The organism is Streptomyces cavernae (assembly GCF_004023625.1).
Classification (GTDB): Bacteria; Actinomycetota; Actinomycetes; order Streptomycetales; family Streptomycetaceae; genus Streptomyces; species Streptomyces cavernae.
In genome coordinates this window covers 1-15,869 of sequence record NZ_RPDJ01000015.1, presented here as the reverse complement: position 1 = coordinate 15,869, position 15,869 = coordinate 1, and the positions used below count along the sequence as shown (strand labels likewise).

Annotated in this window: 15 protein-coding genes and 1 pseudogene; 10 read left to right on the top strand and 6 right to left on the bottom strand. The window is 71.8% G+C overall.

Annotated elements, in window-relative coordinates; all coding sequences use genetic code 11:
• Window positions 1-117 precede the first annotated feature (117 nt).
• From EF387_RS24935 to hypE, 8 genes are read left to right on the top strand one after another with little or no spacing between them, the layout of a single operon-like run.
• Window positions 118-1,317, top strand: coding sequence for a 4Fe-4S dicluster domain-containing protein (locus tag EF387_RS24935; protein WP_128378859.1), 1,200 nt, complete (start codon window positions 118-120; stop codon window positions 1,315-1,317).
• The gene (locus EF387_RS24930) at window positions 1,314-1,796 is read left to right on the top strand and encodes a Crp/Fnr family transcriptional regulator (RefSeq protein ID WP_128378858.1); all 483 of its coding nucleotides are present in this window, start codon (window positions 1,314-1,316) and stop codon (window positions 1,794-1,796) included. Before EF387_RS24935 ends, EF387_RS24930 begins: the two co-directional genes overlap by 4 nt.
• Window positions 1,793-2,599, top strand: a complete 807-nt coding sequence (locus EF387_RS24925; protein ID WP_128378857.1) for an FAD/NAD(P)-binding protein — start codon at window positions 1,793-1,795, stop codon at window positions 2,597-2,599. The genes EF387_RS24930 and EF387_RS24925 overlap by 4 nt, the downstream gene beginning before the upstream one ends.
• Before the next feature lies 1 nt (window position 2,600).
• On the top strand, window positions 2,601-3,404 hold the full coding sequence (locus EF387_RS24920) for an NADH-quinone oxidoreductase subunit B family protein (protein WP_128378856.1): 804 nt from the start codon (window positions 2,601-2,603) through the stop codon (window positions 3,402-3,404).
• Window positions 3,401-4,750 (top strand): Ni/Fe hydrogenase subunit alpha, encoded by a 1,350-nt coding sequence (locus EF387_RS24915; RefSeq protein ID WP_128378855.1) that lies wholly within the window; start codon window positions 3,401-3,403, stop codon window positions 4,748-4,750. Before EF387_RS24920 ends, EF387_RS24915 begins: the two co-directional genes overlap by 4 nt.
• The gene (locus EF387_RS24910; RefSeq protein ID WP_128378854.1) at window positions 4,743-5,369 is read left to right on the top strand and encodes a CBS domain-containing protein; all 627 of its coding nucleotides are present in this window, start codon (window positions 4,743-4,745) and stop codon (window positions 5,367-5,369) included. Before EF387_RS24915 ends, EF387_RS24910 begins: the two co-directional genes overlap by 8 nt.
• A 40-nt stretch (window positions 5,370-5,409) precedes the next feature.
• Window positions 5,410-6,549, top strand: coding sequence for a hydrogenase formation protein HypD (gene hypD, locus EF387_RS24905; protein ID WP_128378853.1), 1,140 nt, complete (start codon window positions 5,410-5,412; stop codon window positions 6,547-6,549).
• Window positions 6,546-7,580 (top strand): hydrogenase expression/formation protein HypE, encoded by a 1,035-nt coding sequence (gene hypE / locus EF387_RS24900; protein WP_128378852.1) that lies wholly within the window; start codon window positions 6,546-6,548, stop codon window positions 7,578-7,580. The genes hypD and hypE overlap by 4 nt, the downstream gene beginning before the upstream one ends.
• A 198-nt stretch (window positions 7,581-7,778) precedes the next feature.
• Here the strand turns inward: hypE and EF387_RS24895 are convergent, their stop codons facing one another.
• The 6 genes from EF387_RS24895 to EF387_RS24870 form a co-directional block, all read right to left on the bottom strand.
• Window positions 7,779-8,501: an HAD family hydrolase gene (locus tag EF387_RS24895; RefSeq protein WP_128378851.1), complete on the bottom strand. Its 723-nt coding sequence runs from the start codon at window positions 8,499-8,501 to the stop codon at window positions 7,779-7,781.
• A complete protein-coding gene (gap, locus tag EF387_RS24890; RefSeq protein WP_128378850.1) occupies window positions 8,498-9,514 on the bottom strand; it encodes a type I glyceraldehyde-3-phosphate dehydrogenase in 1,017 nt (338 codons plus the stop codon). Before gap ends, EF387_RS24895 begins: the two co-directional genes overlap by 4 nt.
• A gap of 29 nt (window positions 9,515-9,543) precedes the next feature.
• Window positions 9,544-11,925 (bottom strand): phosphoketolase family protein, encoded by a 2,382-nt coding sequence (locus EF387_RS24885; protein ID WP_128378849.1) that lies wholly within the window; start codon window positions 11,923-11,925, stop codon window positions 9,544-9,546.
• A gap of 63 nt (window positions 11,926-11,988) precedes the next feature.
• Window positions 11,989-12,879, bottom strand: a complete 891-nt coding sequence (locus EF387_RS24880) for a universal stress protein (protein WP_128378848.1) — start codon at window positions 12,877-12,879, stop codon at window positions 11,989-11,991.
• A 5-nt stretch (window positions 12,880-12,884) separates the two neighbouring features.
• Entirely contained in the window at window positions 12,885-13,907 is a 1,023-nt protein-coding gene (gene adhP / locus EF387_RS24875; protein WP_128378847.1) for an alcohol dehydrogenase AdhP, read from the bottom strand.
• A 53-nt stretch (window positions 13,908-13,960) separates the two neighbouring features.
• Window positions 13,961-14,866 (bottom strand): universal stress protein, encoded by a 906-nt coding sequence (locus tag EF387_RS24870; protein WP_128378846.1) that lies wholly within the window; start codon window positions 14,864-14,866, stop codon window positions 13,961-13,963.
• A gap of 288 nt (window positions 14,867-15,154) precedes the next feature.
• Here EF387_RS24870 and EF387_RS24865 point away from each other — a divergent pair, with 288 nt between their 5' ends.
• Both EF387_RS24865 and EF387_RS24860 read left to right on the top strand, forming a co-directional pair.
• Entirely contained in the window at window positions 15,155-15,625 is a 471-nt protein-coding gene (locus EF387_RS24865) for a pyridoxamine 5'-phosphate oxidase family protein (RefSeq protein WP_128378845.1), read from the top strand.
• Between the two features lie 108 nt (window positions 15,626-15,733).
• A pseudogene (locus EF387_RS24860) lies at window positions 15,734-15,869 on the top strand (DNA-binding response regulator); the annotation flags it as partial.

Genomic DNA, 15,869 nt, shown 5'->3' with positions numbered 1-15,869 from the left:
CCTTGCCGTTGCCCGACCGGCCCGTCGAAGGGCCCGTATGGCCCATGCCACCGGCCACCCGACAGGCCGACGCTGGAGGTGGACGCAAACGCTGCTGCTCCGACCAGGAGGATCGCGATGACCGTCACCGACGCCGAGGTTACGGCGGTACTGGACCGCGACGGGCTCGATGCGCTTGTCACGGTCCTGAGGTCCGACGGCAGGACCGTCATCGGCCCCACCGTCCGCGACGGCGCTATCGTCCTGGCGGAGCTGTCCTCCGCGGCAGAGCTCCCCTACGGCTGGGGCGTCGAGCTCGACGCCGGCCGGTACCGTCTGGTTCCCTGCGAGGACGGCGCCGCCTTCGCGCACAGCGCGGGCCCGCAGTCCTGGAAGAACTGTCTGCACCCCCAGCGCGAACGTCTGTGGAGCGCCGACCGCGCACCGGACGGCGAGGTGACCTTCACGGAGGAAGAGGCGGCGACACCGTCGTACGCGTTCCTCGGCGTGCGCCCCTGCGACCTGCGCGCCATCGCCGTCCAGGACCGCGTCCTGACCGGCGGTCGCCACGCGGACACCGGCTACGGCAGGCGCCGCAGGGGCGCGCTGCTGATCGCCGCCGAGTGCACCGCACCGGGTGCGACCTGCTTCTGCGTCTCGGCGGGCGGCGGCCCGGCGGCGGACACCGGCTACGACCTCGCCCTGACCGAGGTGGTCGACGAGGACGGCCACCGCTTCTTCGCCCGTGCGGGCAGCGAGGCGGGCCGCCGACTGCTGGACCGCATCCCGCACCGTTCGGCCGACCTGGCCACCGAGGTGACCGCACGGACCTCGGTGGACGCGGCCCGCGACCGTATGGGCCGCTCGCTTCCCCCGGTCGACCTGCGCGCGCTGCTCGGCGAGAGCCTCGACGCCGACCGCTGGGACGACGTGGCCGAGCGCTGTCTGACCTGCGGCAACTGCACCATGGTCTGCCCCACCTGCTTCTGCACCACCACGGAGGAGGTCACCGACCTCACCGGTGACCACAGCGAGCGGTGGCAGCGCTGGGACTCCTGCTTCGATCTGGACTTCTCCCATCTCCACGAGGGCCCGGTGCGTTCCTCGGGGCGGAGCCGCTACCGGCAGTGGCTCACCCACAAGCTCTCCACCTGGTACGACCAGTTCGGCGGTTCCGGATGCGTCGGCTGCGGACGGTGCATCACATGGTGCCCGGCCGGGATCGACATCACGGAGGAGGTCGCCGCGCTGCACGCCGAACACGAGGCGACGTCCGTCGGTCATGAGACGGCGGCCGCCGCACACGGGACGGAGCGATGGACGGAGACGGAGCGATGAACCCCTCGATCACCCTGCGCATGAACCACGCCCTGCCCGCCGAGCACCGGGAGCGCCTGGTGCGCATCGCCCGGGAGATCCGCTTCCCGCAGGACGCGAGGATCTTCGAGGAGGGCGGACGAGCGGACCGCTTCTGGATCGTCCGGAACGGAACGGTCGCCCTGGAGATGTATGTCCCGGGGTTTCGTCCGCCCGTGGTCGAGACGCTCGGCGTCGGCGATCTCGTCGGCTGGTCCTGGCTCTTCGAGCCGTTCGTCTGGCAGCTGAGCGCCCGGACCATGACCCCGGTGCAGGCCTACGAGTTCGACGCGGTCGCCGTCCGGCTGATGTGCGAGCACGAGCCGGACTTCGGCCGGGCGGTGGGCCACTGGGTCGGCCGGGTGCTGGCCCACCGGCTCAACGCCTCCCGCGCCCGGCTCGTCGACCTGTACGGAACCTACGACCGGAACGACAAGAGCGACAGGAGTGGCCGGTCATGACCGCCGTACCGGTGCCACACCGCGTGGTCTCCCGCAGTCCGGAGACTTCGGACACGGTGACACTGCGGCTCGAACCGGTCTGCGAGGCGCTTCGCGACTTCGTACCGGGCCAGTTCGCGATGGTGCACTGCTTCGGTCGCGGCGAGATCCCCGTCTCGATGAGTTCCATCCAGGCCACGGGCGGTCTCGCGCACACCGTCCGCGCGGTGGGGGCCGTGTCCGAGGGGCTGTGCGCGGCGCGCGTCGGCGATGTGATCGGTCTGCGCGGACCGTACGGCACCGGCTGGGAGCTCGAGCGGGCGTACGGCCGGGACGTCCTCGTGGTGGCGGGTGGCATCGGTCTGGCGCCGTTGCGACCCCTCGTCCTGCGTGCGCTGGCGGAGCCGGAGTCGTACGGCAGGGTGAACGTGCTCATCGGTGCGCGTACCCCCGACGACCTGATCGGCCGGAAGGAGTGGGAGTTCTGGCGGTCCGCGTACACGGGAGTGACCGTCGACCGGCCCGACGTCCACTGGCACGGAGACGTCGGTGTCGTCACCCAGCTGCTGGGCCGGGCCCGATTCGACCCGGCGGGCACCTGGGCGTTCGTGTGCGGACCGGAGCCGATGATCCGCGCCACCGCCCGGGAACTCCACCACCGGGGTGTGCCCCGGGCGCGGATCCGGGTCTCGCTGGAACGCAACATGCGCTGCGCGACCGGGCACTGCGGGCACTGCCAGCTCGGGCCGCTGCTGCTGTGCCGCGACGGTCCGGTGGTGGGCTGGGACCAGGTCGAATCCCTGCTGTCGGTGAGGGAGTTGTGAGATGGACGCGACCAGCGGAACGAGGACACCCACACTCGCCGTGTTCAAGCTGGCCTCCTGCGACGGCTGTCAGCTGACCCTGCTGGACTGCGAGGACGAACTCCTCGCGCTGGCGGGCCGGGTGGAGATCGCCCACTTCCTGGAGGCCTCCAGCGCGGTGGCGCCGGGACCCTACGACCTGGCGCTCGTCGAGGGATCCGTGACCACCCCGCAGGACGCCGAGCGTGTCCACGCGATCCGGGCCGCCGCGCGCCATCTGGTGACGATCGGCGCCTGCGCGACCGCCGGCGGCATCCAGGCCCTGCGCAACTACGCGGACGTCGACGAGTACCGGCGCACGGTCTACGCCCGCCCCGAGTACATCGACACACTCGCCACCTCCACGCCCGTGTCGGCGCACGTGGACGTCGACTTCGAACTGCGCGGCTGCCCGATAGACCGCCGTCAGCTGCTCGAGGTGATCACAGCGTTCCTCGCCGGACGCAAGCCCGACGTGCCGGACCACAGTGTGTGCTTCGAGTGCAAGCGGCGCGGCACGGTCTGCGTCACCGTCGCCCACGGCACCCCGTGCCTCGGCCCGGTGACGCACGCCGGATGCGGCGCCCTGTGCCCGGCGTACGGGCGCGGCTGCTACGGCTGTTTCGGCCCGTCCGGTTCGGTGAACCTGCCCGCGTTGATCCCGCTGCTGCGCCGTGACGGCATGGACGAGGAGGCCACGGTCCGCTTTCTGCACACCTTCAACGCACCGGCTTTCGACGCCGCCGGCAGGGAGTCCCGCCCGTCGGAAGAGGGGGTGGCCAAGTGACGCACCGTGGATCCCGTGTCCTGCACGTCGGTTCGCTCTCCCGGGTCGAGGGCGAGGGCTCGCTGCGTCTGCGCGTCCACGACGGCACGGTCACCGAGGCGCGGCTCGCCATCTACGAACCGCCCCGCTTCTTCGAGGCGTTCCTGCGCGGCCGTTCGTACACCGAGCCGCCGGACATCACCGCCCGGGTGTGCGGGATCTGCCCGGTGGCCTACCAGATGAGTGCCTGCGCGGCGATCGAGGACGCCTGCGGGGTGACGGTCGATCCGGCGATCAAGTCGCTGCGCAGGCTGTTGTACTGCGGCGAATGGATCGAGAGCCAGGCCCTGCATGTCTACCTGCTGCACGCGCCGGACTTCCTGGGCCGGGCGAGCGCGATCGAGCTGGCCCGCACACACCGGGCCGAGGTGGAGCGGGGACTCAGGCTGAAGAAGGCCGGCAACTCCCTGCTGGAACTCCTCGGCGGACGGGCCGTGCATCCGGTCAACGTGCGGGTGGGCGGTTTTCACAGGGTTCCGGCGCGTTCCGAGCTCCGCCCGCTGCAAGAGGAGTTGAGGCGGGCGAGCGAGGACGCCTGGGACACCGTGCGCTGGGTGTCCGGATTCGACTTCCCGGACGCCCGGGTGGACGCCGACCTGCTCGCTCTGGCCGCTCCGCACACGTACGCCATCGAGAGCGGAACCCCTTCCGTTCTGCGCTCCGACGGCACCTTCGGCTCCTTCCCGGTGCGGCACTTCACGCACCGCGTCCAGGAGACGCACCTCGCCCACTCCACCGCACTGCACTCACGTCTCGACGGACACCGCCATCTCACCGGCTCCCTGGCCCGGTTCGCGATCAGTGGGCGACAGCTGTCGCCGGTGGCACGGGAGGCGGCCGTGGAGGCGGGGCTCGGTGACCCGCGCGAGGGTGCGGTGTGCCGCAATCCGTATCGGTCCATCCTGGTACGGGCGGTCGAGATCGTGTACGCCGTCGACGAGGCACTGCGGATCATCGACGCGTACGAGCCGCCCGGCCGCCCGCACACCGAGGTGCCGCCGGCCGCCGGTATCGGCCACGGCGCCACCGAGGCTCCGCGCGGACTGCTCTACCACCGTTACGAACTCGATGAGAGCGGCACCGTGACCGACGCGCTGCTCGTGCCGCCCACCGCGCAGAACCAGGGCGCCATCGAGGACGACCTGCGCCGTTTCGCCCAGCACGCCATCGCCGAACACGACGCCGACGACGCGGAACTGACCACCCTGTGCGAGCGGGCGATCCGCAACCACGACCCGTGCATCTCCTGCTCCACCCATTTCCTCGACCTGACGGTCGTCCGCACCTCGGGAGGCTCCGATGCCTGAATCTCCGTACACCGTGAGCGAAGTGATGACGCACACCGTCGTCGCGGTCGGACGTGACGCCCCCTTCAAGGAGATCGTCGAGCTGTTCGACCAGTGGAAGGTCAGTGCCCTGCCGGTGCTTGAGGGCGAGGGGCGCGTCATCGGCGTGGTCTCGGAGGCCGATCTGCTGCCCAAGGAGGAGTTCCGGGGCGCGGCCGACGACGAGGGGGCGATCGAGGAGCGGATCAAGGCGGGTGCGCTGACCGCGGGCGAGCTGATGAGCGCGCCGGCGGTCACCGTCCACGCGGACGCCTCACTCGCGGAGGCCGCCCGCATCATGGCCCGCCGGCGGGTCAAGCGGCTGCCCGTCGTCGACGCGGTCGGGATGCTGCAGGGCGTGGTCAGCCGCGGTGATCTGCTCAAGGTGTTCCTGCGTCCCGACGCGGAGATCGCCGAGGAGATCCGGGACTCCGTCCTCGGCCGCCTCCCGACGGACCGGCCGCTCACGGTCAGCGTGTCGGAGGGCGTGGTCACGCTGGGCGGCACCATGGCCGAGCGGACCCTGGTCCCCGTCGTGGCCCGTGCGGTACGGGCCGTCGAAGGGGTCGTCGACATCCGCCTCGACCTCTCGCACCGATGACGGATCCGCTCCGGCCCCTGACGTGGATGGGAACGGGACGATGAAGTACCTCGACGAGTATCGCGACCCGGTGCTCGCCCGGCGCCTGCTGGACGAACTGCGGGACACCGTCACGCGCCCCTGGCGGATCATGGAGGTGTGCGGCGGTCAGACACACACCCTCGTCCGCCAGGGCATCGACGAACTGCTGCCCGCCGGCATGCGGATGATCCACGGGCCGGGCTGTCCGGTCTGTGTGACCCCGTTGGAGACCCTGGACCGGGCCATGGTCATCGCGTCCCGCCCGGGCGTGATCCTCACCAGCTTCGGCGACATGCTGCGGGTGCCGGGCAGTGACACGGACCTGCTGTCACTGCGGGCGCGGGGCGCGGACGTCCGGGTCGTCTACGCCCCCATGGACGCCGTACGCATCGCGGCCGACCATCCGGACCGGGAAGTGGTCTTCCTGGCCGTGGGGTTCGAGACCACCGCCCCCGCCAACGCGACGGCCGTCCTGCACGCCGCCCGCCTGGGTCTGGCGAACTTCTCCCTGATCGTCAGCCATGTCCTCGTGCCGCCCGCCATGACGGCGTTGCTCGACGACCCCGACTGCGAGGTGCAGGCGTTCCTGGCGGCCGGGCATGTGTGCGCGGTGATGGGCTGGCGCGAGTACGAGCCGATCGCCGCCCGCCACCGGGTGCCGATCGTGGTGACGGGCTTCGAACCGCTCGACCTGCTGGAGGGCATCCTGATGGCCGTACGGCAGCTGGAGTCGGGCCGGTACGAGGTGGAGAACCAGTACGCGCGGGCCGTGCGCCGTTCCGGGAACACCGAAGCGCAGGACGCGGTGCGCGAGGTCTTCCGCGTCACCGACCGCGCCTGGCGCGGTATCGGGGCGCTGCCCGCCAGCGGACTCGAACTCGCCGAAGGCTACCGGAAGTTCGATGCCGCGCACCGCTTCGACGTGGCGGGGCTGCGGCCGGCGGAGGACCCGGAGTGCATAGCCGGTGCCGTCCTCACCGGGGCCCGGCTGCCCACCGACTGCACCGCCTACGGCACACGCTGCACCCCTCGCCATCCCCTCGGCGCGCCCATGGTGTCGTCCGAGGGCACCTGCGCCGCCTTCTACTCGGCGGGGCGCACCAGGAGGACCGGCAGCACGGAGCGCAGCACCACCAGTGAGAGCAGGAGGACGGCATGACCTTCGAATGCCCCACGCCCGTCCACGAGGACGAGGTCGTGCTGCTCGGCCACGGCGCCGGTGGCCGGCTCACCGCGGAGCTGCTCGAGCGGCTCGTCCTGCCCGCCGTCGACGGTGGCTCCGGCCCGCTGGAGGACGCGGCGCTGCTGCCCGGCTACCGTGAACTCGTCGTCAGTACCGACAGTTTCGTGGTCAGTCCGCTCTTCTTCCCCGGCGGTGACATCGGCTCGCTGGCCGTGCACGGCACGGTCAACGACCTGGCCATGCGGGGTGCCCGGCCGCTCGCGCTGTCGGTGTCCCTGATCATCGAGGAGGGACTGCCGCTCTCCGAACTGCGGGCCGTGCTCGCCTCGTTGGGCAAGGCGGCCCAGGACGCCGGGGTGCCCGTGGTCACCGGGGACACCAAGGTCGTGGGCCGTGGCGCCGCCGACCGGCTGTTCATCAACACCACCGGCATCGGGCAGCGGCACGGTTCGCTGCATCCGTCGGCCGCGCTCGCCCGCCCCGGGGACGCGGTGCTGCTGTCCGGGCCGGTCGGGCTGCACGGCATGACCGTGCTCAGCGCACGCGAGGGGCTCGGCTTCGAGAGCGACATCGCCTCGGACACCAGGCCGATGCACCGGCTGGTGTCGGCGTTGGTCCCGCTCGGCGCGGATGTGCACGTCCTGCGGGACCCGACCCGGGGTGGTCTCGCCGCCGCCCTCAACGAGATCGCCCGCGACTCCTCGGTCGCCGTCGAGATCGACGAGAGCGCGGTGCCGGTCCCCACGGCCGTGGCCTCCGCGTGCGACCTCATGGGGTTCGATCCGCTGGTCGTGGCCAACGAGGGCTGTCTGGTGGCCTTCGTCGCCGCCGCGGCGGCGGACGACGCGCTGGCCGCGTTGCGCTCCGTCCCGGAGGGCGCGAGCGCGGTCCGGATCGGCGAGGTGCTGCCGGAAGGGGAGCCGGGACGAGTGACCCTGCACACCCTGGTCGGCGCCCGGCGCATCGTGGACATGCCGCTGGGTGAGCTGCTTCCGCGGATCTGCTGACGGCGGGGTGCCGTCACCTCTGCGGACGAGAAGGCCACCGACCGGAGGGGTCCGGGGACCGACGTGACACCGGTGCGCTCAGGTGTGCCGGTCCCGGACTGGGATCGTCTCAGGTGCGCCGGACGGGGATGGTCTTCCGGTGTGCCGGACGGGGGCGGCCTGCGTACCGGTCCGGAGGGAGCGCCCCGCGGAGCGGGCTCAGCCGAGCAGTTCCCCGAGATCCTCGACCACGAGGTCCGCACCGTGCTTCAGCAGGGCGGCCCGGGTCCCGGGGGTACGCGCCCGGTCCACCCCGACCACAAGCCCGAAGCCGCCGCGCCGTCCCGCCTCGACGCCCGCCAGCGCGTCCTCGACGACGGTCGCGCGGTCGGCGGGGACGCCGAGTCGGCGGGCCGCCTCCAGGAAGAGGGCCGGGTCGGGTTTCCCGGGCAGGCTCAGCCGGGCGGCTTCGGAGCCGTCGACGACCGCGTCGAAGAAGTCCCGTACCTGCGCGTGTTCCAGGAGTTCGCGGGCGTGCCGGGAGGCGGAGGCGGCGGCCAGGGGCACCCCGGCAGCGCGCAGGGTGCGCAGCAGTCGGACGGTGCCGGGGTAGGCGTCGATGCCGCGTTCACGGAGCCCGGCCGTGAACAGTGCCTCCTTCCGGGCCGCCACCTGCCGGATTTCTTCTGCGGTCGGCCTGAGCCCCCGGGACTCGAGGAAAGACCGTGCGCCGTCGAGACGCGACTTGCCGTCGACGTAGCGCAGGTAGTCGTCCCGTGCGTCGAAGGGGCGGCCGCCCGGCAGGAACGCGTCGAAGGCCGCCTTCCACGCGGCGGCGTGCACACGCGCCGAGTCGGTGATCACGCCGTCGGTGTCGAAGACCACGGCTGCCGTGCCCCGCAGTGCGCGGGGCACGGCTTCGCCGCCGGCCGTCGTGTTCATCGGTCGTCTGCCACCAGGTGGGTGAGGTCCAACAGCCGGTTGGTGTAGCCCCACTCGTTGTCGTACCAGCCGAAGACCTTGACCAGGGTGCCGTTGGCCTGGGTGAGGGCCGGGTCGAAGACGCAGGAGGCGGGGTCGCCGATGACGTCCCGGGAGACGATGGGTGCCTTGGACACGCGGAGGATCCCGTTGAGCGGGCCCTCGGCGGCCTCCTCGAACGCGGCGTTGATCTCCTCCGGGGTCGCCTCGCGGTTCAGCACGACCGCGAGGTCGGTGAGCGAGCCGTCCTCCACGGGCACGCGCACGGCGATGCCGTCGAGGGCGCCGTCGAGTTCCGGCACCACCAGGCCGACGGCGCGTGCGGCGCCGGTGCTGGTCGGGATGATGCTCAGGGCCGCCGAGCGGGCCCGGCGCAGGTCCTTGTGCGGGCCGTCGAGCAGGGACTGGTCGTTGGTGTAGCCGTGGATGGTGGTCATCACGCCGCGGTCGATGCCGAAGCGTTCGTGCAGCACCTTGACCATGGGGGCGACGCAGTTGGTGGTGCAGGAGGCGGCGGAGACGATCCGGTCGCGTTCGCGGTCGTAGGTGTCGTCGTTGACGCCCAGCACGATGGTGGCGTCCGCGTTCTTGCCGGGCGCGGAGAGCAGCACGGTGTGGGCGCCGGCCTTCAGGTGCAGGGCGGCGGAGTCGCGGTCGCGGAAGCGGCCGGTGGACTCGACGACGATGTCGGCGCCGTGGTCGGACCAGGCCAGGGCGGCGGGGTCGCGTTCGGCGGTGACGGCGATACGGCGGCCGTCCACGGTGATGGAGCTGTCGTCGTGGGTGACGTCGCGTCCGATGCGCCCGAACGTCGAGTCGTATTCCAGCAGGTGGGCGAGGGTGGCGGGCGGGGCGATGTCGTTGATCGCGACCACCTCGACGTGCTGGGTGCCCGCCTCGGCGCGGTCCAGTGCCGCGCGCAGATAGGTGCGGCCTATGCGGCCGAAGCCGTTGATGCCGACGCGTACGGTCATGACGGTGAACTCCTCTGTGGACGGGGGCTTCAGGCGGACCAGGTCCAGTCCGCCACCTCCGGCAGGTCCGTACCGTGTTCGCGGATCCAGGCGTGGTGGCGGGTGCGGGCGTCGGCCATCTGCTGGCGGATCGCGGCGGCGCGGACGCCGAGGCCGGGTACCCGGTCGATCACGTCCATCACCAGCCGGTAGCGGTCCATGTCGTTGCGGACGACCATGTCGAACGGGGTCGTGGTGGTGCCCATCTCCTTGTAGCCGCGGACGTGCAGGTTGGGGTGGCCGGTGCGGCGGTAGGTGAGACGGTGGATCAGCCACGGGTAGCCGTGGTAGGCGAAGATCACCGGCTTGTCGGTGGTGAACAGCCCGTCGTACTCGAAGTCGCTCATGCCGTGCGGGTGTTCCTCGCGCGGCATGAGCCTGGTCATGTCGACGACGTTGACGACGCGGACGGCGAGCTGGGGCAGGTGGCGGCGCAGCAGCGCGGACGCCGCGAGGACCTCCTGGGTGGGCACGTCACCGGCACAGGCGAGGACGACGTCCGGTTCGCCGCCGTTCTCCGTGCCGGCCCAGTCCCAGATCCCGGCGCCGCGGGCGCAGTGGACGCGGGCGGCGTCCATGGAGAGCCAGTCGAAGCAGGGTTGCTTGCCCGCGACGATCACGTTCACGTAGTCCCGGCTGCGCAGCGCGTGGTCGGCCACCGAGAGCAGCGTGTTGGTGTCCGGCGGCAGGTAGACCCGCACGACTTCCGGGGACTTGTTGAGGACGTGGTCGACGAAGCCGGGGTCCTGGTGCGAGAAGCCGTTGTGGTCCTGGCGCCACACGTGCGACGTCAGCAGGTAGTTGAGGGAGGCGATGGGGGCGCGCCAGGTCAACTCCCTCGATGTCCGCAGCCACTTGATGTGCTGGTTGACCATCGAGTCGACGATGTGCACGAACGCCTCGTAGCAGGAGAAGAGTCCGTGCCGGCCGGTGAGGAGATAGCCCTCCAGCCAGCCCTGGCAGAGGTGTTCGGAGAGGATCTCCATCACCCTGCCGTGCCGGTCCAGGTGTTCGTCCACCGGCAGCATCTGTGCCTGCCATGCCTTGCCGCTGGCGTTGAACACCGCGTCCAGCCGGTTGGAGGCGGTCTCGTCGGGGCCGACCAGCCGGAAGTCACGGCGGGCGGAGGTGGCCTTCATGATCTCTTCGAGGAGGCCGCCCAGGATCCGCGTCGGCTCGTGCAGGGTCGTGCCCGGCTTCTCGACGGGGACGGCGAAGGCGTCGAGGGAGGGGATGGGCAGCTCGCGGATCATGAGGCCGCCGTTGGCGTACGGGGTGGCGCCGAGACGACTGGTGCCCTCCGGGACGCAGCCGAGGACCCGCTCGCGCGGCCGGCCCCGTTCGTCGAAGAGTTCCTCGGGCCGGTACGAGCGCAGCCAGGCCTCGAGCTGCCGCAGGTGCTCGGCGTTGTCGCGGACTCCGGCGAGCGGTACCTGGTGGGAGCGCCAGGTGCCCTCGACGGGTTCGCCGTCGACCTCGGCGGGTCCGGTCCAGCCCTTGGGGGTGCGCAGCACGATCACGGGCCAGTGGGTGCGCTGGGTGATGCCCCGTTCGCGGGCCGTGCTCTGCATCAGGTCGATGCGGTCCAGGGCGTCGTCGAGTGCCCTGGCCATGTCGCGGTGCACCTGCAGGGGGTCGTCCCCGCTGACGTGGATCGGCTCATGGCCGTAACCGCGCAGCAGTTCGTCGAGTTCGGCCTCGGGGAGCCGGGACAGCAGGGTCGGGTTCGCGATCTTGTAGCCGTTGAGGTGGAGGATCGGCAGGACCGCGCCGTCGTGCACGGGGTCGAGGAACTTGTTGGAGTGCCAGGACGCGGCCAGCGGCCCGGTCTCCGCCTCGCCGTCGCCGATCACGCATGCCACCAGCAGGTTGGGGTTGTCGAACGCGGCCCCGTACGCGTGCGCCAGCGAATAGCCCAGCTCACCTCCCTCGTGGATGGAGCCCGGGACCTCGGGGGCGACATGGCTGGGCACACCGCCGGGGAAGGAGAACTGCCGGAACAGCCTCTCCATGCCCGCCGCGTCCCGGGTGACATCCGGGTACATCTGGGTGTAGCTGCCCTCCAGCCACGAGTTGGCAAGTACGGAGGGGCCGCCGTGGCCCGGGCCCCACACGCACAGGGCGTCGAGGCCGCGGGCCTTGATCACCCGGTTGAGATGGGTATGGACGAGGTTGAGTCCGGGCGAGGTGCCCCAGTGCCCGAGCAGCCGGGGCTTGATGTGCTCGGGCCGCAGCGGCTCGGTGAGCAGTGGGTTCGCCAGCAGGTAGATCTGGCCCGCCGCCAGATAGTTCGCGGCCCGCCAGTGGGCGTCCAGGGTGTGCAGTTCGTCGTCGGTCAGCACGGTGCTCTCCTGGTGTTCGGCCTTCGGCATGGTGGCTTCCTCGAGTCATCGAGCGGTGGAGGCGTTACGGGCGACAGGAAGTCGCCCAGGTGGTCACGCCGGCTGCGGTACGACGGCGACGGGGCAGGCGGAGTGGTGCAGGACCGTGTGGGCGACTCGGCCGAGCTGGAGCCCGAGGTGCCCACGGCGGCGCCGGGCTCCGACGACGAGCAGGTCGGCTCCGGTCGAGGCGCCGAGCAGCACCGAACGGGCGGTGCCTTCGACGGTGCGCCGCTCCAGACGGACGGCAGGGTGGTCCGCCACGACGTCGCGCAGTGCCGCGTCCAGTTCGTCGGCGGCGCGCCGCTCGTGCAGCCGGGCAGGCTCCTGGGCGAGCATCGGGTGGTCGGTGGTCTCGTGCGCGGGGCAGCGCCAGGCCCGTACGGCCTCCAGTACGACCCGTCGTTCCTCGGCCTCCTGGAAGGCGAAGCGCACCGCCGCCGAATTCTGTGCGCCTTCGGCGGGCTCTCCGACACCGAGCACGATCCGTCCGCGCATCCCGGGCGTCGCGCGGTTGTCCTGACTGCCCCGCAGAACGATCACCGGGCAGCCCGCGCGGGCGGCGACCGCGAGGCTGACCGAGCCGAGCAGCAGCTCCGCGATCCCGCTGCGGCCGCAGCTGCCCACCACCAGCGCGGAGGCGTACTGGCCCTCGTTCAGCAGCGCGGTGACCGGGTCCTCGGCGAGCACCTCGGTGGAGATCTTCAGGTCCACCGCACGGCGGTGGGCACGCTTGGCCGCGGCCTCGACGATTCTGTCGGCGAGGATCTGCTCCGAGGTCCGGCCGAGCCCCTCGGCGAGGGCGGCGCCCTCGTACCGCTCCCACAGCGAGGCGTACACCACCCGCAGCGGTACCCCGCGCAGGGCGGCCTCGTCGGCCGCCCAGTCCACGGCACGCATACTCGGCTCGGAGCCGTCGACGCCGACGACCAGAGGCAGCTCCATCTCTGTCAGCCTCCCTGCGGGAACTCGAAGACGATCCGGGCGTCGACGTCGCCGTGCAGGACGTCCTGGAAGGACTCGTTGACCGTCTCCAGCTCCCGGGAAACGGAGATCACCCGAGTGCGGCCGGCCGCATGCAGCTGGAACACCTCGGCGAGGTCCTGCCGGGTTCCCACGATGGAACCGATGACGCTGATGCCCTTGAGCACGGTGTCGAAGATCGGCAGCCGGACGGTGCCGTGGGCCGGGAGGGCGACCATGACGAGCTTGCCGCCGCGACGCAGTCCACCGTACGCCGCCTCGAACGCGGCGTCGTTGACGGCGCAGGCCAGCACGGTGTGCGCGCCCCCGTGCCGCTGCAGGACCTCGGCCGGGTCCTCCTTGCGGGCGTCGATCAGGATGTCCGCGCCGAGTTCCCTGGCCAGTTCGAGCTTGGCGTCGGTGACGTCGATCGCGGCCACGGTGGCACCGGCGATCTTGGCGTACTGCACGGCGAGGTGACCGAGTCCGCCGATCCCGGAGATCGCGACCAGTTGCGCGGGTCGCACCTCGGCGACCTTCAGGGCCTTGTACGTGGTCACGCCCGCGCAGGTCAGCGGTGCGGCGTCGCGCGGGTCGATGCCGTCGGGCACCGGCTGGGCGAAGTCGGCCGAGGCGATCATCTTCTCGGCGTAGCCTCCGTCGCAGCCGTAGCCGGTGTTGACCTGCCGCTCGCACAGTGTCTCCCAGCCGGACAGGCAGTACTGGCAGCGTCCGCAGGCCTGGCCGAGCCAGGGCACGGCCACCCGCTGTCCGATCCGGAGGTGGGTGACGCCGTCGCCGAGCGCCTCGACGCGGCCGACGCCCTCGTGGCCCGGGACGAACGGCGGGCTGGGCTTGACCGGCCAGTCGCCGTGGGCGGCGTGGATGTCGGTGTGGCACAGGCCGGAGGCCTCCAGCCGGATGCGGACCTGGCCGGGGCCGGGCTCCGGGTCGGGGCGGTCCTCGATGACGAGGGGCTCACCGAGGGCTCGTACGACCGCTGCTTTCATCGTGTTCTCCTTGCGGGCCTGTCGTTCTGTGTGGTCGGTCGTGCCGGAGGACGTCAGCCGTGCGAGACGACGGCGACGGGGGCGGTGGCGTGGTGCAGTACGGAGTGGGTGACGGGGCCGATGTGCGCACCGAGCGGGGAGCGGCGGACACGCCGGCCGACGACCACCAGGGACGCCTCGCGGGAGGCGTCGACCAGGGCGTCGGCGGCCCTGCCGGTCCGGCACTCCTCCACGATGTCGACCGCCGGGTACCTCTCCCGCCAGGGTCGAAGCGCCTCGCTCAGCGCGGCTGCCTGCTGCTTGGCCAGAACGGTGAACAAGTCCGGGTCCGCGGGCAGCGCGTAGGCGTAGTACGGCGCCGGTACCCAGCCGTGGACGACACGCAGACCGGTCCCACGGCGGACCGCCGCCTCGAAGGCGAACTCGACGACCGACGCGTCGGGGCTGACGGGGTCGAACCCGAGGACGACGGGTCGGTATGCGCCGGCGGCGGACGGGATGCCGGACGGGTCCGGCTCGTGCTCGTCGGCGGCCTGTTCACCGGCCCGGACGAAGACGACGGGACGCTCGGAGTGCGCCAGGGTGGCCTGTCCGACGGAGCTCACCAGGAAGCCGCCGACGCCACTGAGCCCGCGGGAGCCCAGGACCAGCAGTTCGGCGCCCCCGGCGACGTCGGCAAGTACCTCCGCGGGCCGGCCGGGGCGCTGCTCGACGGTGATGTCCACCCCGGGGTGCCGCAGCCTGAGACCGTCGGCCGCCTCGCGCGGGATCCGCTCGCTCCAGTGCTGCTGTGTCTCGGCACCGAGCAGCGGGGCCTGCGCCATGGGCTCCGGGACGGGCTCCCAGACGTGGACCAGCTTCAGCGGCAGCTCACGCAGCTTCGCCTCGCGGGCTGCCCACTCGGCAGCGGCCCGGCTCTCGGACGAGCCGTCGAAACCGACGATGACGGTGCGGGACATGGTGGGGCTCCTCCTGTTTGGGGGTCTGATGCCAGGGTCGGGGCGCCGGCGGCCCGACGGCAGGGGCCGCACAGGTCCTGGGTGGGGGCCGATCGGCCCATGTGTCCCGCGGCGAGGAGCGGAGGGCGGGTCACGCGACGTCGAGGGAGACGGGAACCCGTGAGATGGGGCCGAACGGCCCTACCGCGATCCGCCGCGGCACCGTTCGATGGGGGTTCCTCTTCGTCCCGGCAGCCGGCCGGGCTGACAGCGCCCACCGTGAGCCTCCGACCCGCACGGAAGACCATCATGTCGACCAGCCTGACCCCCGCCGCGAGCGCGCCGACACGCCGCGCCGTCGAGCTCGACCCTGCCGAGGCGCTCCGGCTGCTGGGCGGGGTGTCGCTCGGCAGGATCGTCTTCACCCGGCACGCGCTGCCGACGATCCGGCCCGTGAATCACCTGCTGGACAACGGTGACATCGTGATTCGCACCCAGGAAGGCACTGCCCTGACCACGCGCGCCCACGAGGCGGACGACCGGGGTGTCGTGGTGGCGTACGAGGCCGACTCCATCGACCCCGAGACGCACCTCGGCTGGAGCGTCGTCGTCACGGGTTACGCGCTCCCGGTCACCGATCCCGCCGACCTCGCCCGCTACCGCACGATGCTGACGCCCTGGGTGACCGGGACGATGGACCAAGCGATCCGCATCCGCCCCGAACTGGTCACCGGTGTCCGCCTCACCTCGACGGCGGGCGACGGCGCGCCTTCGGCGTAGGCGCGCGGTGGGGCCGGTCGGCCCTGGTGCGTCCGGCCCCGGACGCGCGAGGATCGGCGGGACGGACCGCCGGCATGTCCGTCATCAACCGGGGAACAAAGGACCGACATGACCGAGGCGCGCATCTTCACCGAGCAGAACCCGATCCGGGTCTTCCTGCTGGATGACCACGAGGTCGTACGACGCGGCCTGACCGACCTGCTGGACGCCGAACCCGACATCTCCGTCGTCGGCGACGCGGGCA